Here is a 23231-nt window from a genome sequence, read left to right as displayed (position 1 = left end):
TAAACTGATCGATCGGTCATATATTGCAACAACCCTGAACGAATCACCCTTTCGAAACAATCACTTACGACCGCTTGTCGGGATACTCGAATAAGCTTCGCAAGTGGGCAGTCCATCGGCGTGCACCTATGCAAAGGGTGTACGCCATCACATGAACAGACTGCCAAGGATTCAGCCATGCAACTCAATGGAATCACTTCGAAAACCGCACTCGCCCTCTGCCTGGCCGGCGCTTCTCACGCTTACGCCGACTCCATCACCGACCCGATCTCCACCATCGGTGTCATCGGCTCGCACAACCAGTACAAACTGACCGTGAACGATGACAGCGACAAGGAACGCCTCAACCAGGGCGGCCTGTTCTATACCTTCGGCAACAAGCTGACCGGTCAGGAAGGCCTCATCTATCAGGCGGGTATCGAAGCTCAGTACCGCGACAAGGATGATGTCGAATACAAATCGGCGCGTGCGGATATCGACCTGGGTCTGCGCGCAGCGCTGAGCAGCAACCAGTATGTCGATGTGATCGTGGGTGGCGGTTACGATTGGGGCCGTATCGAGCAGGACGACGTCGGCCCGTTCGACTCCAACGTCAAGCTGACCAGCAAATCGCCATTCGCCAAAGCGGGCCTGGGCTACAACTACCTGACCAACGACTACACCGTGCGCCTGGAAGTGGGTGCGCGCTACTCGATCGAGGCAGAGTCGCGCCTGAAGGTCGACGGTGAAAGCGAATCCGTTGACCTGAAAGACAAGGTCAACCCGTACGGCGAACTGAGCGTGCTGTGGAACAAAGGCATCAACAACCTGCCGATCAGCACCAGCCTGTACTACACCCAAACCCGTTATGAGCTGGACAGCAACTCCGAGCTGGCTCAGCGCAGCAAGCTCAAGCAAGAGCAAATTGGCCTGAAAGTCGGCCTGGCGTTCTAAGCTTCCTGCACAAGCGAGTGCCTGGTCGTCAGACTGGGTACCTCGCTGCTCAGGATGAAATCCGCCGCACGCTCGCCGATCATGATGCACACCGCGTTGGTGTTACCGCTGATCAGCGTCGGCATGATCGAAGCATCGGCAACCCGCAAGTTCTCCATACCGCGTACCTTCAGTGTGGGTGTCACCACCGCCATCTCGTCAGTGCCCATCTTGCAGGTACCAACCGGGTGAAACACGGTGGCCGCGCACTCGCGCAAATGCGCCAGCAACTGCTCATCCGTCTGCACCTCTGATCCTGGCAACATCTCGACGCCACGCGAACTATCGAAGGCTGGCTGGGCAAGAATCCTGCGCGCCAGTTTCACACCCTCGATCAATACGCGCGCGTCCGCTTCGTCGCTGAAGAAGTTGAAGTCGACAAGCAGGCTGCGTCCCGCCCCCAGACGCACCTCACCGATGCTCTTCGGGCGCAGCACGCAGGTATGGATGGCGTAGCCATGGCCCCACTCGAACAGCCGGCCACGGTGGCTGCGATAACCGGGCACGAAATGCATCTGCACATCGGGCAACGCTTCGGCCAGGGGCGTACGGGCAAAGCCGCCGGCCTCGACGTAGTTGGTGGTCAGCCAGCCCATCTTCTGCGCCAGGTACTTGAACGGCGACACCAGCACCTTGGGCAGCGAACCGAGGGAGAAGCCCAGCGATAGCGGGCTCTTCGAGCGCACGGTAACCAGGCCATCAACATGATCCTGGAGGTTCTTGCCAACACCGGCCAGATTAACCCGGCAAGCCACACCGGCGGCCTCCAGCTCGGCCTTGGGGCCGATGCCAGACTTCAGCAGCAGATGCGCTGAACCAAGGGAGCCGGCACACAGAATGGTCTCACGACGGCAGCGCAAGGTACGCCACTGTTCGCCCTGCTGAAGCTCTACGCCGGTGACGCGGTCGTCCTCAAGGATCAGCCGCTCCACCTGGCAGCCCGTGAGCACAGTGAGGTTACTGCGTTCACGCACCGGATGGACGAAGGCCCGATAGCTGGACAGGCGCTTGGCGTTCTTCTGGGTCACGTTGTAGATACCCACGCCCTCCAGGGTACCGCCATTGAAATCGTCGTTTTGACGCAGGCCCAACTGCTCCGCTGCGCGGATATAAACCCTGGACAGCGGGTTGGGATCGCGCGGCTTGTCCACCAGCAACTCGCCTTGAGTGCCGTGATACAGCAACGACTGACCGAGACGGTTACCTTCCGAGCGCTTGAAATACGGCAGCACGTCCTGCCAGCTCCAGCCGGGGCAGCCCGCCGCATGCCAACGCTGGTAATCGCTGGCATCGCCGCGGATGTAGATCATGCTGTTCATCGAGCTGGAGCCGCCGAGCACCTTGCCGCGCGGCGTGTGCAGGCTGCGCCCGGCCAGATGCTGCTGCGGTGTGGAAAAGTAGTTCCAGCTGAACACGCGGCTCTTGTACAGGGTGATGGTGCCGGCCGGTACCTGTACGCGCGGGCTGGCGTCGCTGCCGCCCGCTTCGATCAGGCACACGCGCACGCTAGGGTCGGCGCTGAGGCGGTTGGCCAATACACAGCCGGCGGAACCGGCACCAATGATCAGGTAGTCGAAGCTGTCATCCATTTCAGTGCACCGCCTCCATGTCATCGTGCAGCAGGCCGAGGATATGCCGCTTCATGCGGATGAACTCCGGCTCCATGACCACGTCCAGATTGCGCGGCCGGTCGATGGGCACGTCGAGAATTTCCTTGATCCGCCCAGGGCGCGCGCCCATCACGTAGATGCGGTCGGCGAGCAGGATGGCTTCGTCGATATCGTGGGTGACGAACACCACGGTCTTCTTGCTGTTGCCCCACACCTGCAGCAGCAATTGCTGCATCTGCAGACGCGTCTGGCTGTCGAGCGCACCGAAGGGCTCGTCCATCAGCAGGATCTGCGGGTCGTTGGCCAAGGCGCGGGCAATCGCCACGCGCTGCATCATGCCGCCGGACAATTGCTTGGGGTAATGCCCGGCGAACTTGGCCAGCCCCACCTCACCCAGATAGTAATCGACGATGGTATTGATCTCGCCACTGGCGAGCCCACGGCGTTTGAGGCCGAATTCGATGTTCTGGCGTACCGTCAACCAGGGGAACAACGTATAGCCCTGGAACACCATGCCGCGGTCGGCGCCGGGGCCCTCGACCTTCTTGCCACCGACGTAGATGTCGCCATCGCTGGGCTCGTTGAGGCCAGCGGTGAGGTAGAGCAGGCTCGACTTGCCACAGCCGGACGGATAGACGATCACCGCGAACTGTTGATCCGGTACCTCGAAGGAAACCCGATCCAGGGCGGTGAAGGTATCGCCGTTGGGCGACTGATAGCGCAGGCTGACGTTGTCCACACGCAGGCGTGCGGTGACCTCGGCGTACTCGCTGAGCGCGGGCATCACGTAGGGTTTCTTGGCTACTGCGCCCATGCGGTAATCCTCAGTCGAAGCAAGCGGAACAGTTGATCGGTGAGCAGCCCGAGCAGGCCGATGATGGCGATGGCCAGGAAAATCACGTCCACCTGGAAGCCGCGCATGGCCTTGAGGCTGATGTAGCCGAGGCCACTCGAGGCCGCGACCAGCTCGGCCACCACCAGGTAGGTCCAGGCCCAGCCCATGGTGACTCGCAGGGTATCGAGTATGCCCGGCAGTGAGGCCGGGCCAAGTACGTGCAGCACGACGTCGCGGCGACTAGCACCGAGGGTGTAGCTGGCGTTGATCAGATCTCGCGGCACGCCCTTGGACACGTCGGCAATCATCACCAACTGCTGGAAGAACACACCAAAGATGATGACCGCCACGCGCTGCTCCAGACCGATGCCGATCCACAGGATGAACAGCGGCACGAAAGAGGTCACCGGCAGGTAGCGGATGAAGTTGACCAGGGGCTCGAGGAACGCCTGGACGATGCGAAAGCTGCCCATCAACAGGCCCAATGGCACCGAGACCAGAGACGACACGGCAAAGCCGATCAGCACCACTTCCAGGCTGGCCAGCACATGCTTGCTCAGGGTGCCGTCACCGGCCAGGCGCACGCCGGCTTCGACGACCTGACCAGGGTTTGGCAGAAACATCGACGGCACCAAGCCGCCGTAGGACAGAACGGCCCACAGGCCGAGCACCAGTAGCCAGCACAGGGCGCCAGTGCCGAGCACCAGCTTGCGTGGCAGCTCTACTTTCGGCGTCAGACAGCGCTGCGCCCAGGTTTTTTGCGTGGCCATGAACCACCTCGTGTTGCAGGTATTTGAGAAGCCCGTGGCTGCCACACCTCACACCGCGCGCGAATACCGGGAGGCATCGCGACAGTGGCGTGAACAGCCAGCGGGCGGAACGCTTACGGGGTAACGAACGAGGTATCCACCAAGTCCTCGTAGCTCACTGCGTAAGGCTTGCCCTGCAGGCTGGTCCAGGTTTCGTTGGCCAGGCTGATAACGCCGGCGATGTCGCCCGGTTTGCCCGGGGTACCGAGCAGTTTCTCGCTCATGGCCTGGTCATAGAACTTCACGCCCTTGGCTGCCTCGGCCAGATCCTTCGGATCGGACAGGTAGCCGCCGACGCCCTTGGCCATGATTTCGTAAGCCTCCTGCGGGTGGGTCTTGGTGTACTCGACCGCCTTGTACAGGCCAGCGACCAGCGCCTTCACATCGTCTGGCTGCTTCTCGATCACGTCGCAGGACAACGCCACCACGTCGACGATCACCCCGGGCGTCTCGCTGCTGTCGATCAGCACCTTGCCCTGCCCTTTCGCCTTGACCAGCGACAGGTGCGGCTCCCAGGTCACAGCCGCCGGTATGCGGCCGGCGATGAATGCGGTGGCGGCATCGTCAGCCGTCATGTTCTGGATTTCCAGATCGCTCATGCTCATGCCCTTCTGCTTGAGCAGGTAGGACAGCCAGAACTGCGATACCGAACCTTCGTTGACCGCCACCGCCTTGCCTTTCAGCTGCTCCAGGCTGGTCACTTCGTTACCCACCAGTACACCGTCGCCACCGTGACTTTCGTCCAGCGCGGCAACCGCCTTGAAGCAGAAGTTCTTCGAACGATACTTGAGGATTTCATCGATGGTCGACGCCGAGCCCGACAACTTGCCCGAGGCCTGAGCCGCCATGTACATGGCCGACTCCTCGATCACGGTGAACTCGACATCCAGCCCCTGCTCCTTGAAGTAACCGAGGTCACGGGCCAGATAAAGCGTGCCGTAACCGACCCAGGTGGTGTGCCCGAGGGTCAGGGTTCCGGCCTGGGCGCTGGCGGCCATGCCAGCGGCTACGGCGGTGCATGCAAAAGAGCGGACGATACGGTGGCGCAAGGACTTGTTCATGAAGCACTCCCACAGCCTGTTGGCTTGTTTTTGGTTTTCATGGGGCAGGGACAGGCCAAGGGCCAAGGGCGTATCGCAGGCCGGCCTCGTGGGGCCGGCACAGTAGTCTTCAGCGCTCTCTACGGAACACTTGGGTTTACAGCAGATTCAGTTCACGCCCGGTTCGATCCACCGCGCGGCGGGTCTTCTCCACCAGCTCATCCAGCTCGGCATGAGTGGCGACCAGCGCTGGCGCCATGATCATCCGGCCGAGGGTCGAGCGAATGATCAGGCCCTCATCGAAACCAACGGTGCGGCAGTGCCAGGCGATATCGTTCTCGTTGGCGAAACGTTTGCGCGTGCCTTTGTCTTCGGCAAACTGCAACGCGGCAACCAGGCCGACACCCTGGATATCGCCGATCAGCGAATGCCCGCCAAATGTCTCTCGCAGCAGTTTGTGCAGGTAGGGGCCGGTGTCGGTTTTCACCGTTTCAACGATCTTCTCGTCACGCAGCGCGGTGAGGTTGGCGATGGCCACTGCCGCCGCCACCGGGTGCCCGGCATAGGTCAGGCCGTGAGCGAACAGGCCACCCTGCTGCACCAGTACCTCAGCCATCCGCGCACTGAACACCAGACCACCCATGGGGATGTAGCCACTGGTCAGGCCCTTGGCGATGGTCAGCGTGTCCGGCTCGAAACCGAAATGCTGATGGGAGAACCACTCGCCCGTGCGGCCAAAGCCACCGATCACTTCATCGGCACACAGCAATACGTCGTACTGACGGCAGATGCGCTGTACCTCGGCCCAGTAACTGGCCGGCGGGAAGATCATGCCGCCGGCACCCTGGAAGGGCTCGGCCACGAAGGCGGCGACGTTTTCCGCACCCAGTTCGAGGATCTTCGCCTCGAGCTCGCGGGCGGCCTTGAGGCCAAACGCCTCCTCGCTCAACTCGCCACCTTCGACGAAATAGTGCGGCTCACCGATATGGGCGAAGTCCGGCAGCATGCCGCCCATCTCGTGCATGAAGCCCATGCCGCCAAGCGCGGTGCTGCCCAGGGTCGAACCGTGGTAACCGTTCCAGCGGCCGATCATCACCTTCTTCTGCGGCTTGCCGAGAATCTGCCAGTAACGGCGCACACTGCGAATCAATACCTCATTGGCCTCGGAACCGGAGTTGGTATAGATGGCGTGGCTGTAGTGCTCTGGCAGCAGGCTGAAGAGCAGCTCGGAGAGTTCCACGACCCGCGGGTGCGTGGTGTGAAAGAACAGGTTGTAGTACGGCAGTTCTTCGAGCTGCCGACTGGCAGCGGCATTCAGGTCGGCACGCCCATAACCGAGCGCAGTGCACCATAGCCCGGACATGCCATCCAGATAGCGTTTGCCATCGGTATCCCACAGGTTCAGGCCCTGCCCCTTGGCGATCACCAGCGCACCCTTCTCGTTCAGCGCTTTCTGGTCGAGGAAGGCATGGATGTGGTGGGCCGCATCCAGCGCCTGGTATTGCTGCGTGCTGTGTTTCGGGGCAGTCATGGCAAGGCTCCTGTGATCGGGTTCGGCGCGACTGGCATTGCTCAACGCAGCTGGAACCACGTGGTCTTCAAATGGGTGTATTTGTCGAACGAGTGCAGTGACAGGTCGCGACCGAAACCGGATTGCTTGCCGCCGCCAAACGGTACGCTCACGTCCAGGGCATCAACCGTGTTGACCGACACGGTGCCTGCCTTGAGGCGACGCGCCACGCGATGGGCACGATTGAGGTCGTCGCTCCACAGCGAGGCGGCAAGGCCATAGATGCTGTCGTTGGCCAGTTGCACGGCTTCGTCTTCGCTGTCGAAGGGCATTACCGCCAGTACCGGGCCGAACACTTCTTCGCGGGCCAGCCGGCTGGTGGGTGAAACCTTGGTGAACACCGTCGGCTCGATGAAATTGTCCGAGCCATTGAAGCTGAGCTGGCGCCCGCCACAGACCAGCTGCGCACCCTCACGCCGGGCGTCGTCGATAAAGGCCATGATCCGAGCGGCCTGCCGCGTCTCGACGATGGCGCCGGCGCGGCTATTCGGACTCAGAGGATCACCCGGCTGCCAGTCGCGGGCCTTGCTCAGCAGGCGCTCGACGAATTGGTCATGGATCGAGCGCTCAACCAGCAAGCGCGAGTTGGCCGAGCAGACTTCGCCCTGATTGAAGAAAATGCCGAAGGCAGCTTTCTCTGCAGCCAGATCCAGATCCTGGCAGTCGGCGAACACCAGATTGGCGCTCTTGCCACCGCACTCCAGCCAGACTTGCTTGAGGTTGGACTGCGCCGAGTAAGCCATAAAGAACTTGCCGACCTCGGTGGAGCCGGTGAAGGCCAGGCAGTCGACATCCATGTGCAGACCGAGGGCCTTGCCGGCGCTTTCGCCGAAGCCGGGCACGACGTTGAACACGCCTGGAGGAATGCCCGCCTCCAGCGCCAGCTCGGCCAGGCGCAAGGCGGAAAACGGCGATTGCTCGGCGGGTTTGAGGATCACCGAGTTACCGGCGGCAAGGGCCGGCGCGAGTTTCCAGGCGGCCATGTCCAAAGGGAAATTCCACGGCACCACTGCCGCAACCACGCCCAACGCCTCACGCGTTACCGTGGCGAGCACGTTGCGGGCCGTCGGCGCGACTTCGTCGTACAGCTTGTCGAGGCTCTCCGCGTACCAGCGGAACACACCAGCGGCGCCGGGCACGTCGATGTTCCAGGCATCCATTACCGGCTTGCCCATGTTCAGCGAGTCGAGCAGCGCCAGTTCATCTCGATTGGCCAGAATCAACTCAGCGAGCTTGAGCAGCACCTGCTTGCGCTCGACCGGCGCACGTTGCGACCAGTCTCCCGCCTCGAAGGATTGCCGTGCGGCGCGCACTGCCAGGTCCACATCGGCAGCATCACAGGCCGCGACGTTGGCAAGCAGTTGGCCGGTGGCCGGGTTGATTGAAGCGAAGGTGGCACCGGACTGCGCTGCAACTCGGCGGCCTCCAATGATCGCCTGGCTGATGAAAGGTTGCTGCCGAGCACGTTGCTGCCAATCGCCGAGTCCGTACACCACCATCCCCTTTTTTCGCCACTTGATTGCTGCTGCGAACCGATAGTGGCGTAAAGGATGGGCAATAGAAAAATATTAAAAATGTCATCGGGACATACGAAAAAGCTGGCTTACAGAGCACCAACAGAGAGCGACGAGCACTACTTTCGCGCACTTTTCACGCATTTCTGCGGCACAGATGATCACTGTCAGTCGCAGCCCCTGATTCGGTTATAAAAACAGAGCATTAATGAGGCGCGAGCCAGCAGGCCAGGCGACAAGGGATAGGCAGATCGCACCACTATGGAGCGCCAAATATTCTATTGGAGCCTCTTTGATGCCGTTAAGAGACCTTGCTGTCGCAATGAACCTGGCTCAGAGACTCGTGTTCGTGACGGCAGGCGACAGCGTATTGAATCGTCTCAGTTTGAAATCCAAGAGCGCTGCTGCCAGAAGCTTGCGCTAAGCCATTCGCTACCCACGGCGACGTGCGGATGGCGCGAGAGGCACGCTTGAAACCATCTCGATAGTGAGGGCGCAGGCCTTCTGCAACAGGCGTCTGGTATACTTCAGCATCCCTCGCGTAGATGTGTTTCATCGCGAAGCGCCTCATGCGTTCCCCTCGCTACCTTCCATGCCGTAATCGCCTACTGATCACATGTCACTCAACATCGCTTCCATCAATATCGAACGCTCCAGACACCTGCCGCGAGTCGAGGCTTTCGTTAATCGTGAACGCCCGGATCTGCTCTGCCTGCAGGAACTCTGCGAGCGCGACATTCCATTCTTCGAAGCCCTGATGGGTGGCCGCATGTCGTTCGCGCCCATGGTGCGCTATCCGGGGGAAGGCCCTTCGGATGTGGTCGGCATCGGTATGATCGCCCACGACGAAGCGTTGACGGACGTGGTCGCCGACTACTATTCAGGCAGCGCGCAAGGCATTCGCGAAATAACCTTTTTCAGCACGCAAGGCCAGCGCACCGCTGATCCGCTAAGCATCGCCGAAGTCATGCTGACGGGCACCGTCCGGGGCCTGCGCATCGCAGTGACCCATCTCAACGTGACCCCACTCGGCACCTCCACGGCGTACCAGCGAGAAAGCGCTGGCAAGCTGATCCAGCTGGCTCAGGCGCAGGCACAACAGGCTGGCGACCTGCTGCTGGTAGGCGACTTCAACGCCCCGCGCGGCCGCGCTACCTTCGACTTGATCGCCGAGCACTTCATCGATGGCATACCGGCGCACTACACCAGCAGCATCGACGGTTCGCTGCACCGCGCTGGAGATATTCCGTTCATGGTCGATGGGCTGTTCCACACGGCGGGCTACCGGCTGGAAAACGCCAGCATGAGTACCGGCGTCTCCGACCACTGCGCACTCAGTTGCCGCCTCAGCAAAGCCTGACACGGCGCATACCTGCAGGACACTGGAAAACGGATTGAAGGCTGGGTGTCTAGCGCCTCAATCGCCGCCCACGGCGAAGTTGGGCAGGCTGTCCACCGGCTGGCTGAACTCGAAGGGAATCGATTCCAGCGCCATGCCGACGTTGCGCTGCACCACGAAGTGCAGGTGCGGGCCGGTACTGTTGCCGGTATTGCCAGAACGGGCGATGGATGCGCCGGCGGCGAGGCGCTGGCCTTCACGAACGCTCACTGAGCCCTGCATCAGGTGCAGGTAGACGCCCATGGTGCCGTCGTCGTGGAGGATGCGTACGAAGTTGCCGGAGGGGTTGTCTCCACGCCCGCTCTGGGCGTTCTCGGTCTTCACCACGATCCCGCTACGCGCGGCGACAATCGGCGTGCCCTCGGGCATGGCGATGTCCAGGGCGTAGCGACCTTTGGGGGTGAAATGGCTGTACTGGCCATTGGCACCTTGAGTCAGGCGAAACGGTCCACCCTGCCACGGCAGTGGGTAGCTATTCTTGGTCGGCAGCAGCCGCGGGTCACCCAGGGCGTAACTCAGCTTCGGCGTATAGCGCAACGGCTTGGAGGGATCGAGCGGCGCCAGGGTGGCCAGACGTATCTCGCTACGCGGCGGCAGCACCCAGCTGATCGGTTTTGCCGGTACGCCACTGGCGTTGGCGACCTTCTCGAGTTTGAGCTCCACCTGAACGGGCGCGTACAGATCGTTACGCACCAACAGAGTCTCGCCGGCAGCGTGCTTGCGGGTTTCCAGCTTCACCTGGTTATCGAGTTTCTCGACCATGCGGTCGCTGAACACGAACACCTTCGCACCGGGCGCAGCCTGATCACTGTAGGTGACCACGCCATTGGCATCGGTGTACTTGTAGACGGTCAGCGCACTTGCCTGACAGGCAAACGCACAGAGTCCCAGGAAAAGAGAGAAGCGCCCTAGCATAACGACTCGAGTCGATTTGATTATGTGTAAGTGTTCGGCGAAGCAAGACTAGCAGCGTCTCGCTGGCCGGGCGACAGGCACCTGCGCGCTTTGCGACAACCGGCACAAGCCTACCGTGCCTGCTGCACAGAACGCGCTTCAAGGGGATAAATACCAGAGGGGTGAATAGTCAGTGACCGCGTTGCCGGCCTAGCCTTGCTCGATACGGTTGCGGCCGCCCCGCTTGGCCCGATAGAGCGCCTGGTCGGCACGCTCGAACACCTGCTCGCTACGCTCCGCAGCACTGAACGAGCTGATGCCGCCGGACAGGGTGATGGTCACGCGCTCACCCTTGAAGTGGAACGGGCAGTTCTCGATCGCCGTACGCAGGGTATCGAGCAGTTTCAGGCCACCGTCCATGGGCGTAGAGGGGATCAACAAAACGAACTCCTCACCACCGAAACGGGCAATGAAGTCGGTCTTGCGCAGCCGTTTGAACAGTTCGCCGGCGATGATCTTCAACACCTTGTCGCCGGCCAGGTGACCGAAGTCGTCGTTGATGCGCTTGAAGTGATCGATATCTACCACCGCCAGCAGCAGATCGCCGCCATAGCGCTGCCAGCGCGACAATTCGAGCTCCAGCCGCTCCGTCCAGGCAGCGCGATTGGGCAATCCGGTAAGTGGGTCGAGTAGCGCTTTCTGCCGCTGCTCTTCGAGGTGATCGCGAAAGCCCTTGGCTTCAAGCTCCATGCTTGCCACACGCTCGACCAGGGTCTGCAGGCGCTCACCCACCTGTTGTTCACGGTCGTCACGCTGCTGCTGATACTGCTCCATGGTGCCGAGCAGACCGCTGAGGCGGTTTTCCACCAGGTTCTTGAGGCTGTCCAGATCGGTGGCTTCAAGCACACTGCTGTGCAAGCCATCGACCTGCTGACGCAGTTCGCTGTCCAGGCTGCGGGCAGCCTGGGTCGAGTCGGCATAATCGGCGTGCACGTCACGCAGGCTGCCCTGGAACGCCGCAAGGCGCTGATTGAGCTGCTTGAGATAACCTTCGAACTCGCGCTGGCCGACGTCGGCGATCGCCAGCATCAGCACGCCCAGATCGTCCAACACCGGTACCAGCTCGTACATATTGAGACCGGCGGTGATGCGCTGACGCAGCACGTCGGCCTGGGCCTGATGACGCTCAGGCAACGGCAACTCGTCGAGCAAGCCAAGCAAACTGCTTTCGACATGGCTGGCGATGGCGCTGTAACCAGGCTCAGGTGCAGCCGGCAGCGCATAGGCAGGGTCGGCCAGGGGGGCCTCTTCTGGCAGCGCCGCGTCGAGCGTGGCGGCTTCTGGCACTTCAGCGACCGGCTCGCGAACTGGCTGGGCAGCAGGCGTCGGCATCAGCAGCGAGGACAGCAGCGGCAGGCTGTCGAGCAATACCGCGCTGTTGGCAGCGGACGCATTGACCGCTACGACCGCGGGCTTAGCAACCTCAGGCTGTGGCAGCGGCTCGGCCGCCAACGCAAGCGCGGGCTCAGGTGCTGGTGCTGGTGCTGGTGCAACAGGCTGCTCGGCCAACGCAACAGCGACAGGCGCGTTTTGCACCGGCAAGGGCAGCGCAACCAGCGCAGGCTCTACCGCGGCGTCAGGTGACGTAGGCGGGGTCGTCCCATCACGGTTGCCAAACAGACGCTCGATAAAGCCCGGTCGCTCGACCTGTTCCGCTCCCAAAGTACCCAACGCCTGCTGCTGCAGTTGGCTCAGTTCAGCCAGTAGCGCAGGCAGCTCACGGGATTGCCGCGCTCGCTCGGCAACCTGCTTGGCATAACGCTTGAGCGGTTTGCGCACGTCGCTCGGCAGATCCATCTTCAGCAACTGCGCGACCAGGTTCGACAGCCCACTGGCGACCTGCTCGATCCGTTGCTGACGGCGCTGCTCGGAGTCCAGTACGGTCTTTTCCAGACGCGGGATCAGTGCACTGAGCCCTGCGTCCATATCGTCACGCCGAAGGATCTCGCGCAGATCCTGCATACATTGGTCGACTAACTTGTCAGAGCCTTCAGCCGCCAGGCTGCTACGCACCAGTCCGCGCCGCAGCAGGTCGACGCGCGAATCCCAACGGCGCTCGAGTTTTTCCTGCTGTTCAAGGTTGGACAGGTACTTTTCGCGCCAACGCTGGGCGTCGTCAGACATGCTAAGCCTCCCGTATCGCGGGAGGCAGCGGCCCCAGTGCATCGGGAAGGCGGATTTCCACGGCCACCGGCAGGTGATCGGAAATCGGCTGAGCCAGCACTTCAAAACGCTCCAGGTGCAGACCCGGACTGAGCAGGATGTGATCCAAACAACGCTGCGGGCGCCAACTCGGGAAGGTCGCCTCGATCTGCGGCGCGATCAGGCCAAGGTCGCGCAGTGGCGAATGCTCAAGCAGATCGGCAGCGTGGGTGTTCATGTCGCCCATCAGGATCTGATGGCGGTACCCGCTGATCAGCTCGCGGATATAGGCCAGTTGCCGAGTGCGGGTACGCGGCCCCAGCGCCAGGTGCATCATGACCACCGCAATGGCGTCGTCACCTTCGCCGATACGCAGCAGAATCGCACCACGACCGGCTGGGCCGGGCAGCGGGTGATCTTCCAGGATCGAGGGGCGCAAGCGGCTGAGCAGCCCATTGCTGTGCTGACCAAAGCGGCCAAGATTGCGGTTGAGCTGCTGATACCAGTAGGGGAACGCGCCCAGACGGGCCAGGTGTTCGATCTGGTTGACGAAGCCGGAGCGCACGCTGCCGCCGTCGGCTTCCTGCAGCGCCACGATATCGTAGTCACCGAGCAGATCACCGATACGCTGCAGATTGCCAGCGCGCCCCCGATGCGGCAGCAAGTGCTGCCAGCCGCGGGTCAGGTAATGGTGATAACGCTCGGTGCTGATACCGACCTGAATGTTGAAGCTGAGCAGACGCAAGCGCCCGTTCTGCGGCCAATCGCCGTCGGGGGTGCAGTCAGGGTTGACCTGTGGATCACACAGGCCAGCCTGACGGGGCATCGAACGGCGGCGCAACATGGCAGGCGCTCCGAATAGGCCGATTACTTGGCAGCGCGCTCTTTGGCGATCAGGTGATCAGCGACCTGCAGAGTCTGCTCCGGGCCACCCGAGCTGGAGATATCGAAACGGTATTTGCCGTTGACGATCATCACCGGTACGCCATTGATCTGGTAAGCCATGGCCAGTTTCTTGGCCTTTTCCATCTGGCTCTTCACACCGAAGGAGTTGAATGCCTTCAGGAAAGCGTCACGGTCGATGCCCTGAGTGACCAGGAAATCCGCCATTTCTTCAGGGGTAGCCAGCTTGCGGCCTTCCTGGTGAATCGCACGGAACACTTCGTTGTGCACCTTGTGCTCGACTTTCATGCTTTCCAGGGTCAGGAACATCTGCCCGTGGGCGTTCCATACGCCACCGAACAGAGCGGGGATACGGATGAAGTTGACGTCTTCCGGAAGTTTTTCGACCCACGGGTTGAGCGTCGGCTCGAACTGGTAGCAGTGCGGGCAGCCATACCAGAACAGTTCCACGACTTCGATCTTGCCGGGTTTGGAGATCGGTACCGGGTTGCTGAGCTCGACATACTGCTTGCCAGCTTCGATATCGGCGGCATGAGCAGCAACGCCGAACAGGCTGGCACCAGCCAGAACCGCGGAAAGGATCAGATTACGCATGCATGACTCCTTGCTATGAGGGTACTGCGGACAGCTTCGCTTCGACTGGATAGCCACCCGGCAGGTTCCGTCCATTGTAGCCGCCTCGCAAACGGAAAAGGGCGGTCAAGACCACCCTTTTTCGTTACCGGTATGTAAACGCAGATCAATGCCTCAGTGCAGGCCCTGGACGTAGCTCGAGATGGCCTGAATGTCCTTGTTACTGAGCTTGGCGGCGATGTCGCGCATGATCATGCTATCGCCATCGTTGCTGCGCTCGCCCTCACGGAAGGCGGTCAACTGCTTGGCGATATAGTCAGCGTGCTGCCCACCCAGATGAGGGTAGCCGGCAGTACTGATGCCGCTGCCATCCGGCGAGTGGCAGCCGATACAGGCCGGCATGCCCTCCGCCAGCTTGCCACCACGAAAAAGATCCTGACCGCGCTCCAGCAACGCTGGATCAGCGGCGCCGACGGAGATTTTCTGGCTGGCGTAATAGGCCGACACATCGGCCATGTCTTGGTCACTGAGCGGCTCGAGCATGCCGGTCATCTCGACCACTGGCCGGGCGCCTGACTTGATGTCCTGCATCTGCTTGAGCAGATAGCGCTCGCCCTGGCCGGCCAGTTTCGGGAAATTCGCCAGAGGGCTGTTACCATCCTGCCCATGGCAGGCACCGCAGACGATGGTCTTCGCCTGCCCCGCAACCGGATCGCCTGCAGCCTGAACAGCACCGACCAGACCCAGCGCCACCAGCAGACTCACTATCATCTTGTTCATCAGCTAATCCAAAACGGCTAAGAGAGAAGTGTTATGAACCGGGGCGATTCGCCCGCCGCGTGATGCACGGCAGTGCGCGGAGACTCAAACCGTGCGTTTCTGCACGAACTCTGGGGCGGCATGCATTCACCGGGAAACGCCTCCATCAGCACGTCGCCCCTACCCCCAACAGACCGGTCACTCACTCGGCACCCGCCATGATTGCCCAGTGCCGCGCAGCCGATAGTGACCGGCATCAATCTCCCGTGCACATTCATGACGAGGGAGCCGTCAACGGTGTGCTGTTGTCGTGCTGTCGAAGCAGTCTATACGAACGCCGTTGCAGGCCAGGGCCGTGGGTCGCTCGGCAGGGGAGCTACAGACAAACGAAATTTTCTGCCTGGCAGCTAGCCGGCAGGCATAAAAAAACCGCGCCAGGCGCGGTTTTTCATACAGCCAGGTGTCAGGCCTTGCAGCTGGCCGGCGCCCAGTCACCCATATCCGGGTTGTTGCACACATCGCTCACCAGCGTGCGGCCTCGGCTGGCCACCTGCTGGCTTTCCTTCTGCTTGGCCTGGGCCTTCTGCAGGGATTGCTCGGTGTTGATGACTTCCTTGGTGACCTTGGTGGTCGCCTTAGGCTGCTTGGCAGTGGCCACCTTGGTCACTTCCTTGCGCTCGACGCCAACGGTCTGCAGATCCTTCTCGTATGCCTGGGTGTAGGTGCTGACGTTCTCGCCAGTACGGCCGTCCACCTTGGCCAGCAGCGCATTGGTTTCGTTCAGACCACTGACGATTTCCGCCAGGCGCGTACGACCATCGGCGTCGCTGATCTTGTTCGCCTTGCGATCGGCACGCAGTTGAGTGAACGCCTGCTGATAGCAGCTCTGTGCAGCGCTGGCGTAACGGATGTTGCGGTCGATGTTCTGGTTGTTGGTGTCGATGTCGGCGGCATAGGAAGCCAAGCGCGCGTTGTCGTCGGTGATCTGCTGCTGACGCTGGCTATAGTAGGCCACCGCACCACCGGCCAGGGCACCACCGGCTGCGCCGATGGCGGCGTTGCGACCACGCTTCTCATCGTCGACCAGAGCACCGCCGAGGGCGCCCATCAGGCCGCCGGTCACGGCGCCGATGGCGACACTGCGACTCATCGCGTCTTCCGAGCTGCGCAGTTGCTTCACAGGCTCGTAGCATTGCGGAAAGAACTCCGCCTTGGTGGTCGCGGCGACCTGGGAGCTCGGCGAGCCAGCGCAACCGACCAGCAGCACACTGGCGCAGGTGACGGCGGAAAGCAGCGCAGTGCGTATCGAGGAAAAAGCGGGGGCCTTGTTGGGATTTTGCATCGTCGTCGATCTCGTACTTGAGTGAGTGTTTATTCCATTCAGGCTGCGTCGCATGACAACCGCCTGCTTGATCACGGCAAAAGCCGTCAGAGTTACTTTCAAAACTCGCTAGGTCAATAACCCATATCGGCTATCCCTCGCTGCACGCTGGTGTCGTCAGGGTGCCAATAGCTGTTTCAGAATCACGTCCGCGTCGGCCTTGCGGTTCTTGCGGTATTCGCCGACATGTCGCACGAACAGCGTAGCCCGGTTCACCAGACTTTTACCCAGTACCGGCTTGCGCGCCAGCTCCTCCTTGGTGCGCTGGAACTGCGCCTGGATGACCGCATTGCTGTAACGCGTGCCGTTGTCCAGGTTGTCGATGTAGATCGCCAGCGCACCGTCCAGCGCACTGCGCCCATTGGCCATCGCCGCTTCGAACAGTTTCGCCGAGGCTTCATCCTTGGCACTGCGAGCTTCGTCACGGCTCTTGCGTAAATTGGTCAGGCGAATGTTGTAGTTGTTGATCGTCTCGGCTACCAGCGCCGCCGACTGGATCAGGTTGCCTGCCGCATCCTCGCGCTGCTTGGCAATCAGCGACACGCTGCGCTTGAGCTCCTCATTGACGATCGCCAGGCGATCACGCAGCTGCGGATCGTCGCTGTTGGCGATCAGGCCATCGAGTAGTTTGGTGGCGTCCTGTTCTTCGTCGATCTCGTCGGTGAGCGTACTCACTCGTCCTTCGTCCTTCCATTGCGCAAACAGTTCCTTGTAACGCGAACGTGGTGCCGACAAGGCACCGATGGAGACACGGAAGCCGGTGGTTTCGTTACGTTGCTCGGTACCGTCGGCAGCGAATAGTGGGTACTCGCGGCGCATGCCGGTAAAGAGGGTCATCTCCCCCTCCAGGTAGTTGCCGCCCTTGACCACGAAGCCGCCGTAAGTGCCCTGACGGCGCCCCGCGTGCACCAGCTGGAACGACTCCTGAACCATCTCCGCAGCGTTGCCGACCACGTCGAACAGGCCGACCGGGTTGGGCTTTTTCAGGCCAATGGGCAACAGCCGCGCGTTCTGCCCGGTGCCGCCGGATACCTGGTTGAACACCGCCCAGTCGCCAAGCGGCCCGTCGCTGTCGCTGCCCTCCACCGGACGTGGAAACAGGCGCGCCTCGAGTTGCTGGCGGCTGACCGCATGACCGCCTCGGGCCGCGTATTCCCACTCCACTTCGGTCGGCAGGCGCACGAAGCCCTGGCCACCGTCTTCGCGATTGCCGCTACGACCACTGACCGGCAGCAAGTCACGGTGATGCTTGAGCAACCAGGCACTGTAGACCGCCGCGAAACGCTCGGCGTCGAATCGCGACAGATTGACCTTGGGCAGCCGCCCCGCCATTCCGGCAGGCGCCTCGCAGGCTGGGGCCTCGCCCTCCCCAGCCAGCGCAGAGGCCTGGGCCATGACCAGATCGTACTGCCGCTGGGTCACTTCGTACTTGCCGATGAAGTACAGCATCGGCTTGAGCGGCGTCACCCCGTCGGCCTTGGGCAGCTCACCGCGGACGTTGGCCTGCCAGTCCTTGGATAGGTCGCTGAGGGTGAACTGGCCATTGATGTAATCGCGTCGGTAGCCGGAGATGAAGGACTGTTGATAGCCCGGTTCACCTTCGCTGAAGGGGTAGCCGAGGGTCACCTCACGGTCGTCCAGCGAGCCCTTGGCGAGCACGTAGACATGCCGGAAGACCATCTGCCCCTCGCAGGGCAGCGGCAGACTGACGTCGCCTTTCAGCGGCTTGGGATTGTAGAGCGGATCGGCATCCGCCTCCGCCCGGGCGACACCGGTGAAGCAGCACAGAACCAGCGCGGCACTCAGCACCTTATACATGACGCAATCCTTCCGAGGCTTCCAGGTAGGCCGCCCGCCAGCCACCAGCGGCTGCCGCAAGCATGCAGCACAGCAGCGTTGCCAGTGCCGCCAGCAGGTAATGAGAGAACAACAGTCGGCAAGCATATTCGCCGGACGCCGACTGGAACAGCAGATTCAGGCCGCTCGCCGCGATGCCGTACAACAGCGCCGACAGCAGCAGGCTGGCAATCCCGGTGTACAGCGCCTGCAGAACCACGAAAGCGACCAGCGCTGCTGCGGGGAAACCCAGCAGGCGCAGCACCGCCAATTCATGACGCTTGCGCTCCACTGCGCCCAAGGTACTGGCGGTAAGTGCGGCGAAAGCTCCGGCGAGGGACAGGCAGGCCACCGACCAGAAAATCCACGCCAGGTTGCGGCTCAGGGTGCGAACCTGAGCCACTGCCTCGGCCTGGGTCACCACGGCCTGCCGCGCCTGCTGGAAATGCAGGCGCAGGCTTTCCACACCATCGAGATCACGGGCATACAGGCGAAAGCCGGGGTAAACCCGCTCCGACCGCGCCGTGGACTGCGCTCCCGGCCAGCCGAAATCAGTGACCGCCAGGCCATCACGATAATCCTCCACCGCCTCCAGCAGCGGCAACGAGGCGAACAGTGCGTCGCGCGAGAATGCTGCCAACGGCAGTACCGCCTGCACCTGCAGGCGGGCACGCGCGTATTGCGGCACGCCCTGCACGGTACGCCCGAAGCCTGCCTCGAGGGTGTCCCCCGGCGTGACGCCGAGCTTCTCCGCCGCGCTCTGGCTGAGCAGCACGGCGTCTCTGCCGGCCGGCGCAGGCACGGTGCCGAGCAGCGGATCGCCAAATGCAGTGGGCAGCATTTCCACGGTGATGGCCCGCCCCGCGCCCTGCAACTCGGCGGTGGCGGCTATCTGCCGGGTTCGCGGGATCACGAACGCCACGTCGTCACGCAGGGCCAGTGCCTCGATGGCCTGCAGGCTGTAGCGGGCACCGCCGAGCGGAATGACTTCGCGAACGCCGGGGTCACGCTCCAGGCGCTCGGTAAGCGTCGTCACCAGGCCGAACTTGAGGCCGAACAGCACCAGCAACGGGGCGATGACGGCCGCCAGCGCGAGGATCGCGCACCAGGACAGGCGCGCATCGCAGCGATAATCCTGCCATGCGAGCCGCGCGAACAGACCCAGACGCATCACCCCGCCTCCCCCAGCCGTGCAGCCACCACGCCGTCGCTGCGCTGCTCCACCGTCAGGCGCATGGGTGTCAGCCCGTAGCGTACGGCCAGCGCTTCGTCGTGGGTGGAGATCACCAGGCACAAGTCGCGCACCGCCGCCTGCTCGACCAGCAGTTGCATCACCCGCTCGGCGTTCAGAGGGTCGAGCGATGCGGTCGGCTCGTCGGCCAACACGATGGCGGGACGATGAGCCAGGGCACGGGCGATACTGACACGCTGCCGTTGACCGACTGAAAGCCGTCCTGGCTGCCGGTCGAGCAGATCGGCAATTCCCAGTTGCTCGGCCAGTTGCTCGACCGCACCGTCCATTGGCAGCCCCAGGAGTTCGCGGGGTAGCTGAATATTGCCGCGTACATTCAGAAAGCCGAGCAGTCCACCGGTCTGCAGCACATAGCCGAAGGCGCGAGCGCGCAGCTTTGCCAGCTCGTCATGCCGGCCAAGACGCCACAGCTCAGCGAGATCGAGAGACTGCACGCTGTCGTCCCAGTGCAGGCTGCCGCCCGAGTCAGGCGACAAGGCCAGCGCCAGCAGATCGAGCACCGTGCTCTTGCCGCTGCCGCTGGGGCCGATCAGGGCGACCCGCTGTCCGGCGCGCAACGCCAGGCCGGGAATTTCCAGGCGATAGCGCTGCCCTTCGGCCCCACGGGTCTTGCTGATCGCGCCAAGGGTGAGCATCAGGGCAGAGTCGACAGGGGCACGCGATACAGCGCGTCTCCCGGAGCCGCATCGCCGAAACGCACCCAGTTGGCGGTATCGTTGTGGAAGGTCTCGTAGAGCTGGATCTTCGAATCCAGCTCGTCGATGAAATCTTCCTGCTCGGCCACGCTGAGCGACAACCACAGATCCTGGCTCATGTTCAGCACCTTGCTGCGGTAGGGCAAACCATCCAGATACTCACCCAGCACACCGCTCTGGGCCAGGTTGGCGCCCTTGACCATGGCCGACGGATCGCGACTCATATGGGCACTGGCACTGGCGATTTCCTGAAAGAAATCCTTAGGCGAGCTCTGCGTACGCCGCGCCGCATCGACCACCATGCGCAGCGACTGCTGCAGATCGTTGAGCTGCAGCTTGGTCAGCAGCACGCAGACCTGGAACGCCGGCAAGGCAGGATCGGTGATATCACGATCGCTGGTCCACGCAGTGACCACCTGGGGCGCCCGCGCCTCGGATTGATGGCCGAGGAAGTCCATGTGCATGGCGTAGCCGACCGCAGCGGACTTGTCGGCGATGCTGGCGCCGCCCTTGGGCTCGGGCAGACTGTTGTCGCTGCGCACCTGATGCACCAGATCGGCGAAGGCGCTGCCGATCTCCGTCACGCGACTGCCGAAGGCATTCACATCACCGCCGGCCACCGGAACGTAAAGGTCGCCGATACGCGGGTTGGGGTCGGCGGTGAGGCTGCGGTACTGCTGCTCGGCGAAGCCGTGATTGCGCTTGCCGGTGGCGGTCTTCAGGTGCAGGGCATAGATCTTGATCTGCTTGCGTAGCGCCGCCTCGCGTACCTCCGCCTCGTTCATTTTGGTCAGCCCCAGCGGATCGCTCTTGCGCAACGCGCCGGCATCGCTGACCAGCAAGATCAGACGACCGCCGTAGCCATTCCAGTCCATGCCGTCGACGGCCTGCATGACGCCGGCGAAGGCATCCTCGTTGAAGTCATGGCTGGACACGTCGGTGGCTTTGATCTGCTGCGCCAGCTGCAGAAAACGCTCGGGATCACGCCCCTGTTGCAGAGACACGAGTGTCTTGGCGGTGTACTCCAGGCCCGGCGTCTTGGCGGTATTGCTGCGGAAGCCGACCATGCCGAAGCTGACGCTGTCCAGATCGCCACGATTGGCGATCTGGCCCTGTAGTTCGTGGACGACGTCGCGTACTCGGTCGATATAGGGCTGCATCGACACCGAGGTGTCGACCACCAGCACGATGGCCGTTCTGAACCCCTCCGGCATTGCCGCTGGCGCGCTTTCACCCTGGCTCTGCGGGGCATTGCCCGGGTCGATGGAGGCCACATTGAGCAGTTGCAGCGGCTGGCCGTTGGCGTCGAAGGTTTCTTCCGAATCGAAGATCGGCAGCAGGTAGAACTGATCCTGCGGCACCGCACTGCCGCCGGGCTCGACCGCCACCACGTTGTGGCCGGTACCCTTCAGCGCTTCACGCAGCGCCTCGCGAGCGCGGGCCGGTTCGGCCAGCAACTGTTCCAAGGCCGATGCATCGCGCACGAACATCACCGGAGCGCGACCGGAGCGTTCGGTGAACTTGAGCACCAGACTCTGCTTCCAGTCGCTCACCGCCGTGGCAGGCAGCCAGCCATCGCGGCGCCCGTCGCTGGAGGCCCCGATCTGCAGCCACGGCTGGCCGTCGATGTCCTGCCGGGCATACACGTAGAACACCGAAAACGCCGGCGTATCCTTGCCGCTGCTGGCACCGGCCGTGTCGGCCAGCTTGGCGCCAGGCTTGCTCAGCACGCGCTGGAACAGGGTCTTCTTACCCGGCATGAGCAGCGGGCGATCGCCACCATCACTGTCCGCCATCGCCGAGATCGGCCCGGCCTCGCCACTTGACTGTGCCTGGGGCTGAGCTGGCTCGCCGGCTACCGGCGGCGAGGCTGGCGGCGTGCTGTCAGAGCCGAACAGCCAGTAACCACAACCGGCCAGCAACAGCACGCTGGCCAGGGAGGCGCCGAGGATCAGCGGCCTCCTGCTGGAGCCTACGTTGCCTTCACGTACCGATGACGCCAGCGGCGAGGGCTGTGGACGCGGCGGCGGTGGCGGTGGCGGTGGCGGCACAGCAGTATCCACCGCCGGTGCGTGGGTCGGTATTTCCACGGAAACCGCTGCCAGCGGCGGCACACTGGTGTCGCCCTTGACCTCGGCGACGGGTGGCAGCACCAGTGGCTGGAACAAGGTGGCATCGTCGGCGGCAGCGGCTGGCACCTGCAGGCGATCGAGCGCGGCAATCAACTGCGCCGCATCGGCGAAGCGCTCGCTGGGATCCTTGGCCAGCAGGCGCTCGAGAATCGGCTGGTAGCGGCCATGCACCATGGGCAGCGCCGGCAAAGGCTCGGTCAGATGCGCCAGGGCCGTGGACAGCGAATCACTGCCGATGTAAGGCAGCTTGCCGGTGAGTATTTCGTACAACACCACGCCGAGGGCGTAGAGATCGGCACGGCCATCGATATCCAGACCACGTGCCTGTTCAGGGCTCATGTAGCTGGGCGTACCGACGGCGAAACCGGCCTGGGTGAACTGGGTGCGGTCGTCCAGCGCCTTGGCGATCCCGAAGTCGCTGAGTACCGCCGTACCGTCAGCGCGAAACAGGATGTTGGCCGGTTTGACGTCACGGTGAACCATGCCCTGGGCATGAGCGTAGCCAAGGGCCGAGGCGATCTGGCGAATCCACACCAGCCCCTGATCGATACTCAGACCCGCGCTAATGCGCTCCTTGAGGGTACCGTTGGGCAGGTATTCCATGGCCATGTAGTAGAGGCTACCGACATTGCCGATGTCGTGGATGGTCACGGTATTCGGGTGCGACAGCCGCGCCAGGGTCTTGCCCTCGCGCAGGAAGCGCTCGCAGAAGGTCGGGTCGGCCGCCAGCGAGGCCGCCATGATCTTCAGCGCGACCTTGCGGTCGAGGGAACGCTGTGTAGCCAGGTAGACCACGGCCATCGCACCATCGCCCAGCTCGCGTTCGATGTCGTAACCCGGTATTTGCATGTCCAT

Annotated in this window: 18 protein-coding genes; 2 read left to right on the top strand and 16 right to left on the bottom strand. The window is 62.6% G+C overall.

The window, feature by feature from the left end; genetic code table 11:
- Positions 1-177 precede the first annotated feature (177 nt).
- Complete coding sequence (locus K5Q02_RS06120) at positions 178-933, top strand: outer membrane beta-barrel protein (protein ID WP_225837384.1); 756 nt, start codon at positions 178-180, stop codon at positions 931-933.
- On the opposite strand, the gene K5Q02_RS06115 is transcribed toward K5Q02_RS06120, so the two are convergent.
- The 6 genes from K5Q02_RS06115 to K5Q02_RS06090 all read right to left on the bottom strand — a co-directional run bounded on the left by K5Q02_RS06115 (position 930) and on the right by K5Q02_RS06090 (position 8329).
- Positions 930-2561 (bottom strand): GMC family oxidoreductase, encoded by a 1632-nt coding sequence (locus K5Q02_RS06115; protein ID WP_225837382.1) that lies wholly within the window; start codon positions 2559-2561, stop codon positions 930-932. The genes K5Q02_RS06120 and K5Q02_RS06115 overlap by 4 nt on opposite strands.
- Before the next feature lies 1 nt (position 2562).
- Complete coding sequence (locus K5Q02_RS06110) at positions 2563-3366, bottom strand: ABC transporter ATP-binding protein (protein WP_442963990.1); 804 nt, start codon at positions 3364-3366, stop codon at positions 2563-2565.
- A 17-nt stretch (positions 3367-3383) separates the two neighbouring features.
- Positions 3384-4187 carry an ABC transporter permease gene (locus tag K5Q02_RS06105; protein ID WP_225837378.1) on the bottom strand — a complete coding sequence of 268 codons (804 nt, stop codon included), beginning with the start codon at positions 4185-4187 and terminating at the stop codon, positions 3384-3386.
- Between the two features lie 113 nt (positions 4188-4300).
- Positions 4301-5287 carry an ABC transporter substrate-binding protein gene (locus tag K5Q02_RS06100; protein ID WP_225837376.1) on the bottom strand — a complete coding sequence of 329 codons (987 nt, stop codon included), beginning with the start codon at positions 5285-5287 and terminating at the stop codon, positions 4301-4303.
- 136 nt (positions 5288-5423) lie between these two features.
- Positions 5424-6797: an aspartate aminotransferase family protein gene (locus tag K5Q02_RS06095; protein ID WP_225837374.1), complete on the bottom strand. Its 1374-nt coding sequence runs from the start codon at positions 6795-6797 to the stop codon at positions 5424-5426.
- A gap of 41 nt (positions 6798-6838) precedes the next feature.
- Positions 6839-8329 carry an aldehyde dehydrogenase gene (locus K5Q02_RS06090; RefSeq protein WP_225837372.1) on the bottom strand — a complete coding sequence of 497 codons (1491 nt, stop codon included), beginning with the start codon at positions 8327-8329 and terminating at the stop codon, positions 6839-6841.
- Between the two features lie 637 nt (positions 8330-8966).
- Here K5Q02_RS06090 and K5Q02_RS06085 point away from each other — a divergent pair.
- Positions 8967-9710 (top strand): endonuclease/exonuclease/phosphatase family protein, encoded by a 744-nt coding sequence (locus tag K5Q02_RS06085; RefSeq protein ID WP_225837370.1) that lies wholly within the window; start codon positions 8967-8969, stop codon positions 9708-9710.
- A gap of 57 nt (positions 9711-9767) precedes the next feature.
- Here K5Q02_RS06085 and K5Q02_RS06080 read toward each other — a convergent pair whose 3' ends face one another.
- The 10 genes from K5Q02_RS06080 to K5Q02_RS06035 all read right to left on the bottom strand — a co-directional run bounded on the left by K5Q02_RS06080 (position 9768) and on the right by K5Q02_RS06035 (position 23231).
- On the bottom strand, positions 9768-10664 hold the full coding sequence (locus K5Q02_RS06080; RefSeq protein ID WP_225837369.1) for a peptidoglycan DD-metalloendopeptidase family protein: 897 nt from the start codon (positions 10662-10664) through the stop codon (positions 9768-9770).
- Between the two features lie 189 nt (positions 10665-10853).
- Entirely contained in the window at positions 10854-12827 is a 1974-nt protein-coding gene (locus tag K5Q02_RS06075) for a GGDEF domain-containing protein (RefSeq protein ID WP_225837367.1), read from the bottom strand.
- Between the two features lies 1 nt (position 12828).
- The gene (locus K5Q02_RS06070; RefSeq protein WP_225837366.1) at positions 12829-13689 is read right to left on the bottom strand and encodes an endonuclease/exonuclease/phosphatase family protein; all 861 of its coding nucleotides are present in this window, start codon (positions 13687-13689) and stop codon (positions 12829-12831) included.
- Between the two features lie 23 nt (positions 13690-13712).
- Entirely contained in the window at positions 13713-14342 is a 630-nt protein-coding gene (locus K5Q02_RS06065; protein WP_225837364.1) for a thiol:disulfide interchange protein DsbA/DsbL, read from the bottom strand.
- Positions 14343-14495: 153 nt separating this feature from the next.
- Positions 14496-15101, bottom strand: a complete 606-nt coding sequence (locus tag K5Q02_RS06060) for a c-type cytochrome (protein ID WP_225837362.1) — start codon at positions 15099-15101, stop codon at positions 14496-14498.
- 442 nt (positions 15102-15543) lie between these two features.
- Entirely contained in the window at positions 15544-16422 is an 879-nt protein-coding gene (tagQ, locus tag K5Q02_RS06055; RefSeq protein ID WP_225837360.1) for a type VI secretion system-associated lipoprotein TagQ, read from the bottom strand.
- Positions 16423-16578: 156 nt separating this feature from the next.
- A complete protein-coding gene (locus K5Q02_RS06050) occupies positions 16579-18279 on the bottom strand; it encodes a formylglycine-generating enzyme family protein (RefSeq protein ID WP_225837359.1) in 1701 nt (566 codons plus the stop codon).
- Positions 18272-19468 carry an ABC transporter permease gene (locus tag K5Q02_RS06045; protein ID WP_225837357.1) on the bottom strand — a complete coding sequence of 399 codons (1197 nt, stop codon included), beginning with the start codon at positions 19466-19468 and terminating at the stop codon, positions 18272-18274. The genes K5Q02_RS06050 and K5Q02_RS06045 overlap by 8 nt, the downstream gene beginning before the upstream one ends.
- Complete coding sequence (locus K5Q02_RS06040; protein ID WP_329959555.1) at positions 19468-20184, bottom strand: ABC transporter ATP-binding protein; 717 nt, start codon at positions 20182-20184, stop codon at positions 19468-19470. Before K5Q02_RS06040 ends, K5Q02_RS06045 begins: the two co-directional genes overlap by 1 nt.
- On the bottom strand, positions 20184-23231 hold the full coding sequence (locus K5Q02_RS06035; RefSeq protein ID WP_225837355.1) for a serine/threonine-protein kinase: 3048 nt from the start codon (positions 23229-23231) through the stop codon (positions 20184-20186). Before K5Q02_RS06035 ends, K5Q02_RS06040 begins: the two co-directional genes overlap by 1 nt.

This window comes from Pseudomonas sp. MM211, from assembly GCF_020386635.1.
Taxonomy (GTDB): domain Bacteria; phylum Pseudomonadota; class Gammaproteobacteria; order Pseudomonadales; family Pseudomonadaceae; genus Aquipseudomonas.
Note: the sequence above shows the minus strand (reverse complement) of the source record. Positions and strands in the feature narration are given on the sequence as shown.

Bases quoted from the DNA above. Each gene is read 5' to 3' on its own strand.
- K5Q02_RS06120 (WP_225837384.1), top strand. From the start codon at position 178: ATGCAACTCAATGGAATCACTTCGAAAACCGCACTCGCCCTCTGCCTG.
- K5Q02_RS06115 (WP_225837382.1), bottom strand. From the start codon at position 2,561: ATGGATGACAGCTTCGACTACCTGATCATTGGTGCCGGTTCCGCCGGC.
- K5Q02_RS06110 (WP_442963990.1), bottom strand. From the start codon at position 3,366: ATGCCCGCGCTCAGCGAGTACGCCGAGGTCACCGCACGCCTGCGTGTG.
- K5Q02_RS06105 (WP_225837378.1), bottom strand. From the start codon at position 4,187: ATGGCCACGCAAAAAACCTGGGCGCAGCGCTGTCTGACGCCGAAAGTA.
- K5Q02_RS06100 (WP_225837376.1), bottom strand. From the start codon at position 5,287: ATGAACAAGTCCTTGCGCCACCGTATCGTCCGCTCTTTTGCATGCACC.
- K5Q02_RS06095 (WP_225837374.1), bottom strand. From the start codon at position 6,797: ATGACTGCCCCGAAACACAGCACGCAGCAATACCAGGCGCTGGATGCG.
- K5Q02_RS06085 (WP_225837370.1), top strand. From the start codon at position 8,967: ATGTCACTCAACATCGCTTCCATCAATATCGAACGCTCCAGACACCTG.
- K5Q02_RS06080 (WP_225837369.1), bottom strand. From the start codon at position 10,664: ATGCTAGGGCGCTTCTCTCTTTTCCTGGGACTCTGTGCGTTTGCCTGT.
- K5Q02_RS06075 (WP_225837367.1), bottom strand. From the start codon at position 12,827: ATGTCTGACGACGCCCAGCGTTGGCGCGAAAAGTACCTGTCCAACCTT.
- K5Q02_RS06070 (WP_225837366.1), bottom strand. From the start codon at position 13,689: ATGTTGCGCCGCCGTTCGATGCCCCGTCAGGCTGGCCTGTGTGATCCA.
- K5Q02_RS06065 (WP_225837364.1), bottom strand. From the start codon at position 14,342: ATGCGTAATCTGATCCTTTCCGCGGTTCTGGCTGGTGCCAGCCTGTTC.
- K5Q02_RS06060 (WP_225837362.1), bottom strand. From the start codon at position 15,101: ATGAACAAGATGATAGTGAGTCTGCTGGTGGCGCTGGGTCTGGTCGGT.
- tagQ (WP_225837360.1), bottom strand. From the start codon at position 16,422: ATGCAAAATCCCAACAAGGCCCCCGCTTTTTCCTCGATACGCACTGCG.
- K5Q02_RS06050 (WP_225837359.1), bottom strand. From the start codon at position 18,279: ATGTATAAGGTGCTGAGTGCCGCGCTGGTTCTGTGCTGCTTCACCGGT.
- K5Q02_RS06045 (WP_225837357.1), bottom strand. From the start codon at position 19,468: ATGCGTCTGGGTCTGTTCGCGCGGCTCGCATGGCAGGATTATCGCTGC.
- K5Q02_RS06040 (WP_329959555.1), bottom strand. From the start codon at position 20,184: ATGCTCACCCTTGGCGCGATCAGCAAGACCCGTGGGGCCGAAGGGCAG.
- K5Q02_RS06035 (WP_225837355.1), bottom strand. From the start codon at position 23,231: ATGGACATGCAAATACCGGGTTACGACATCGAACGCGAGCTGGGCGAT.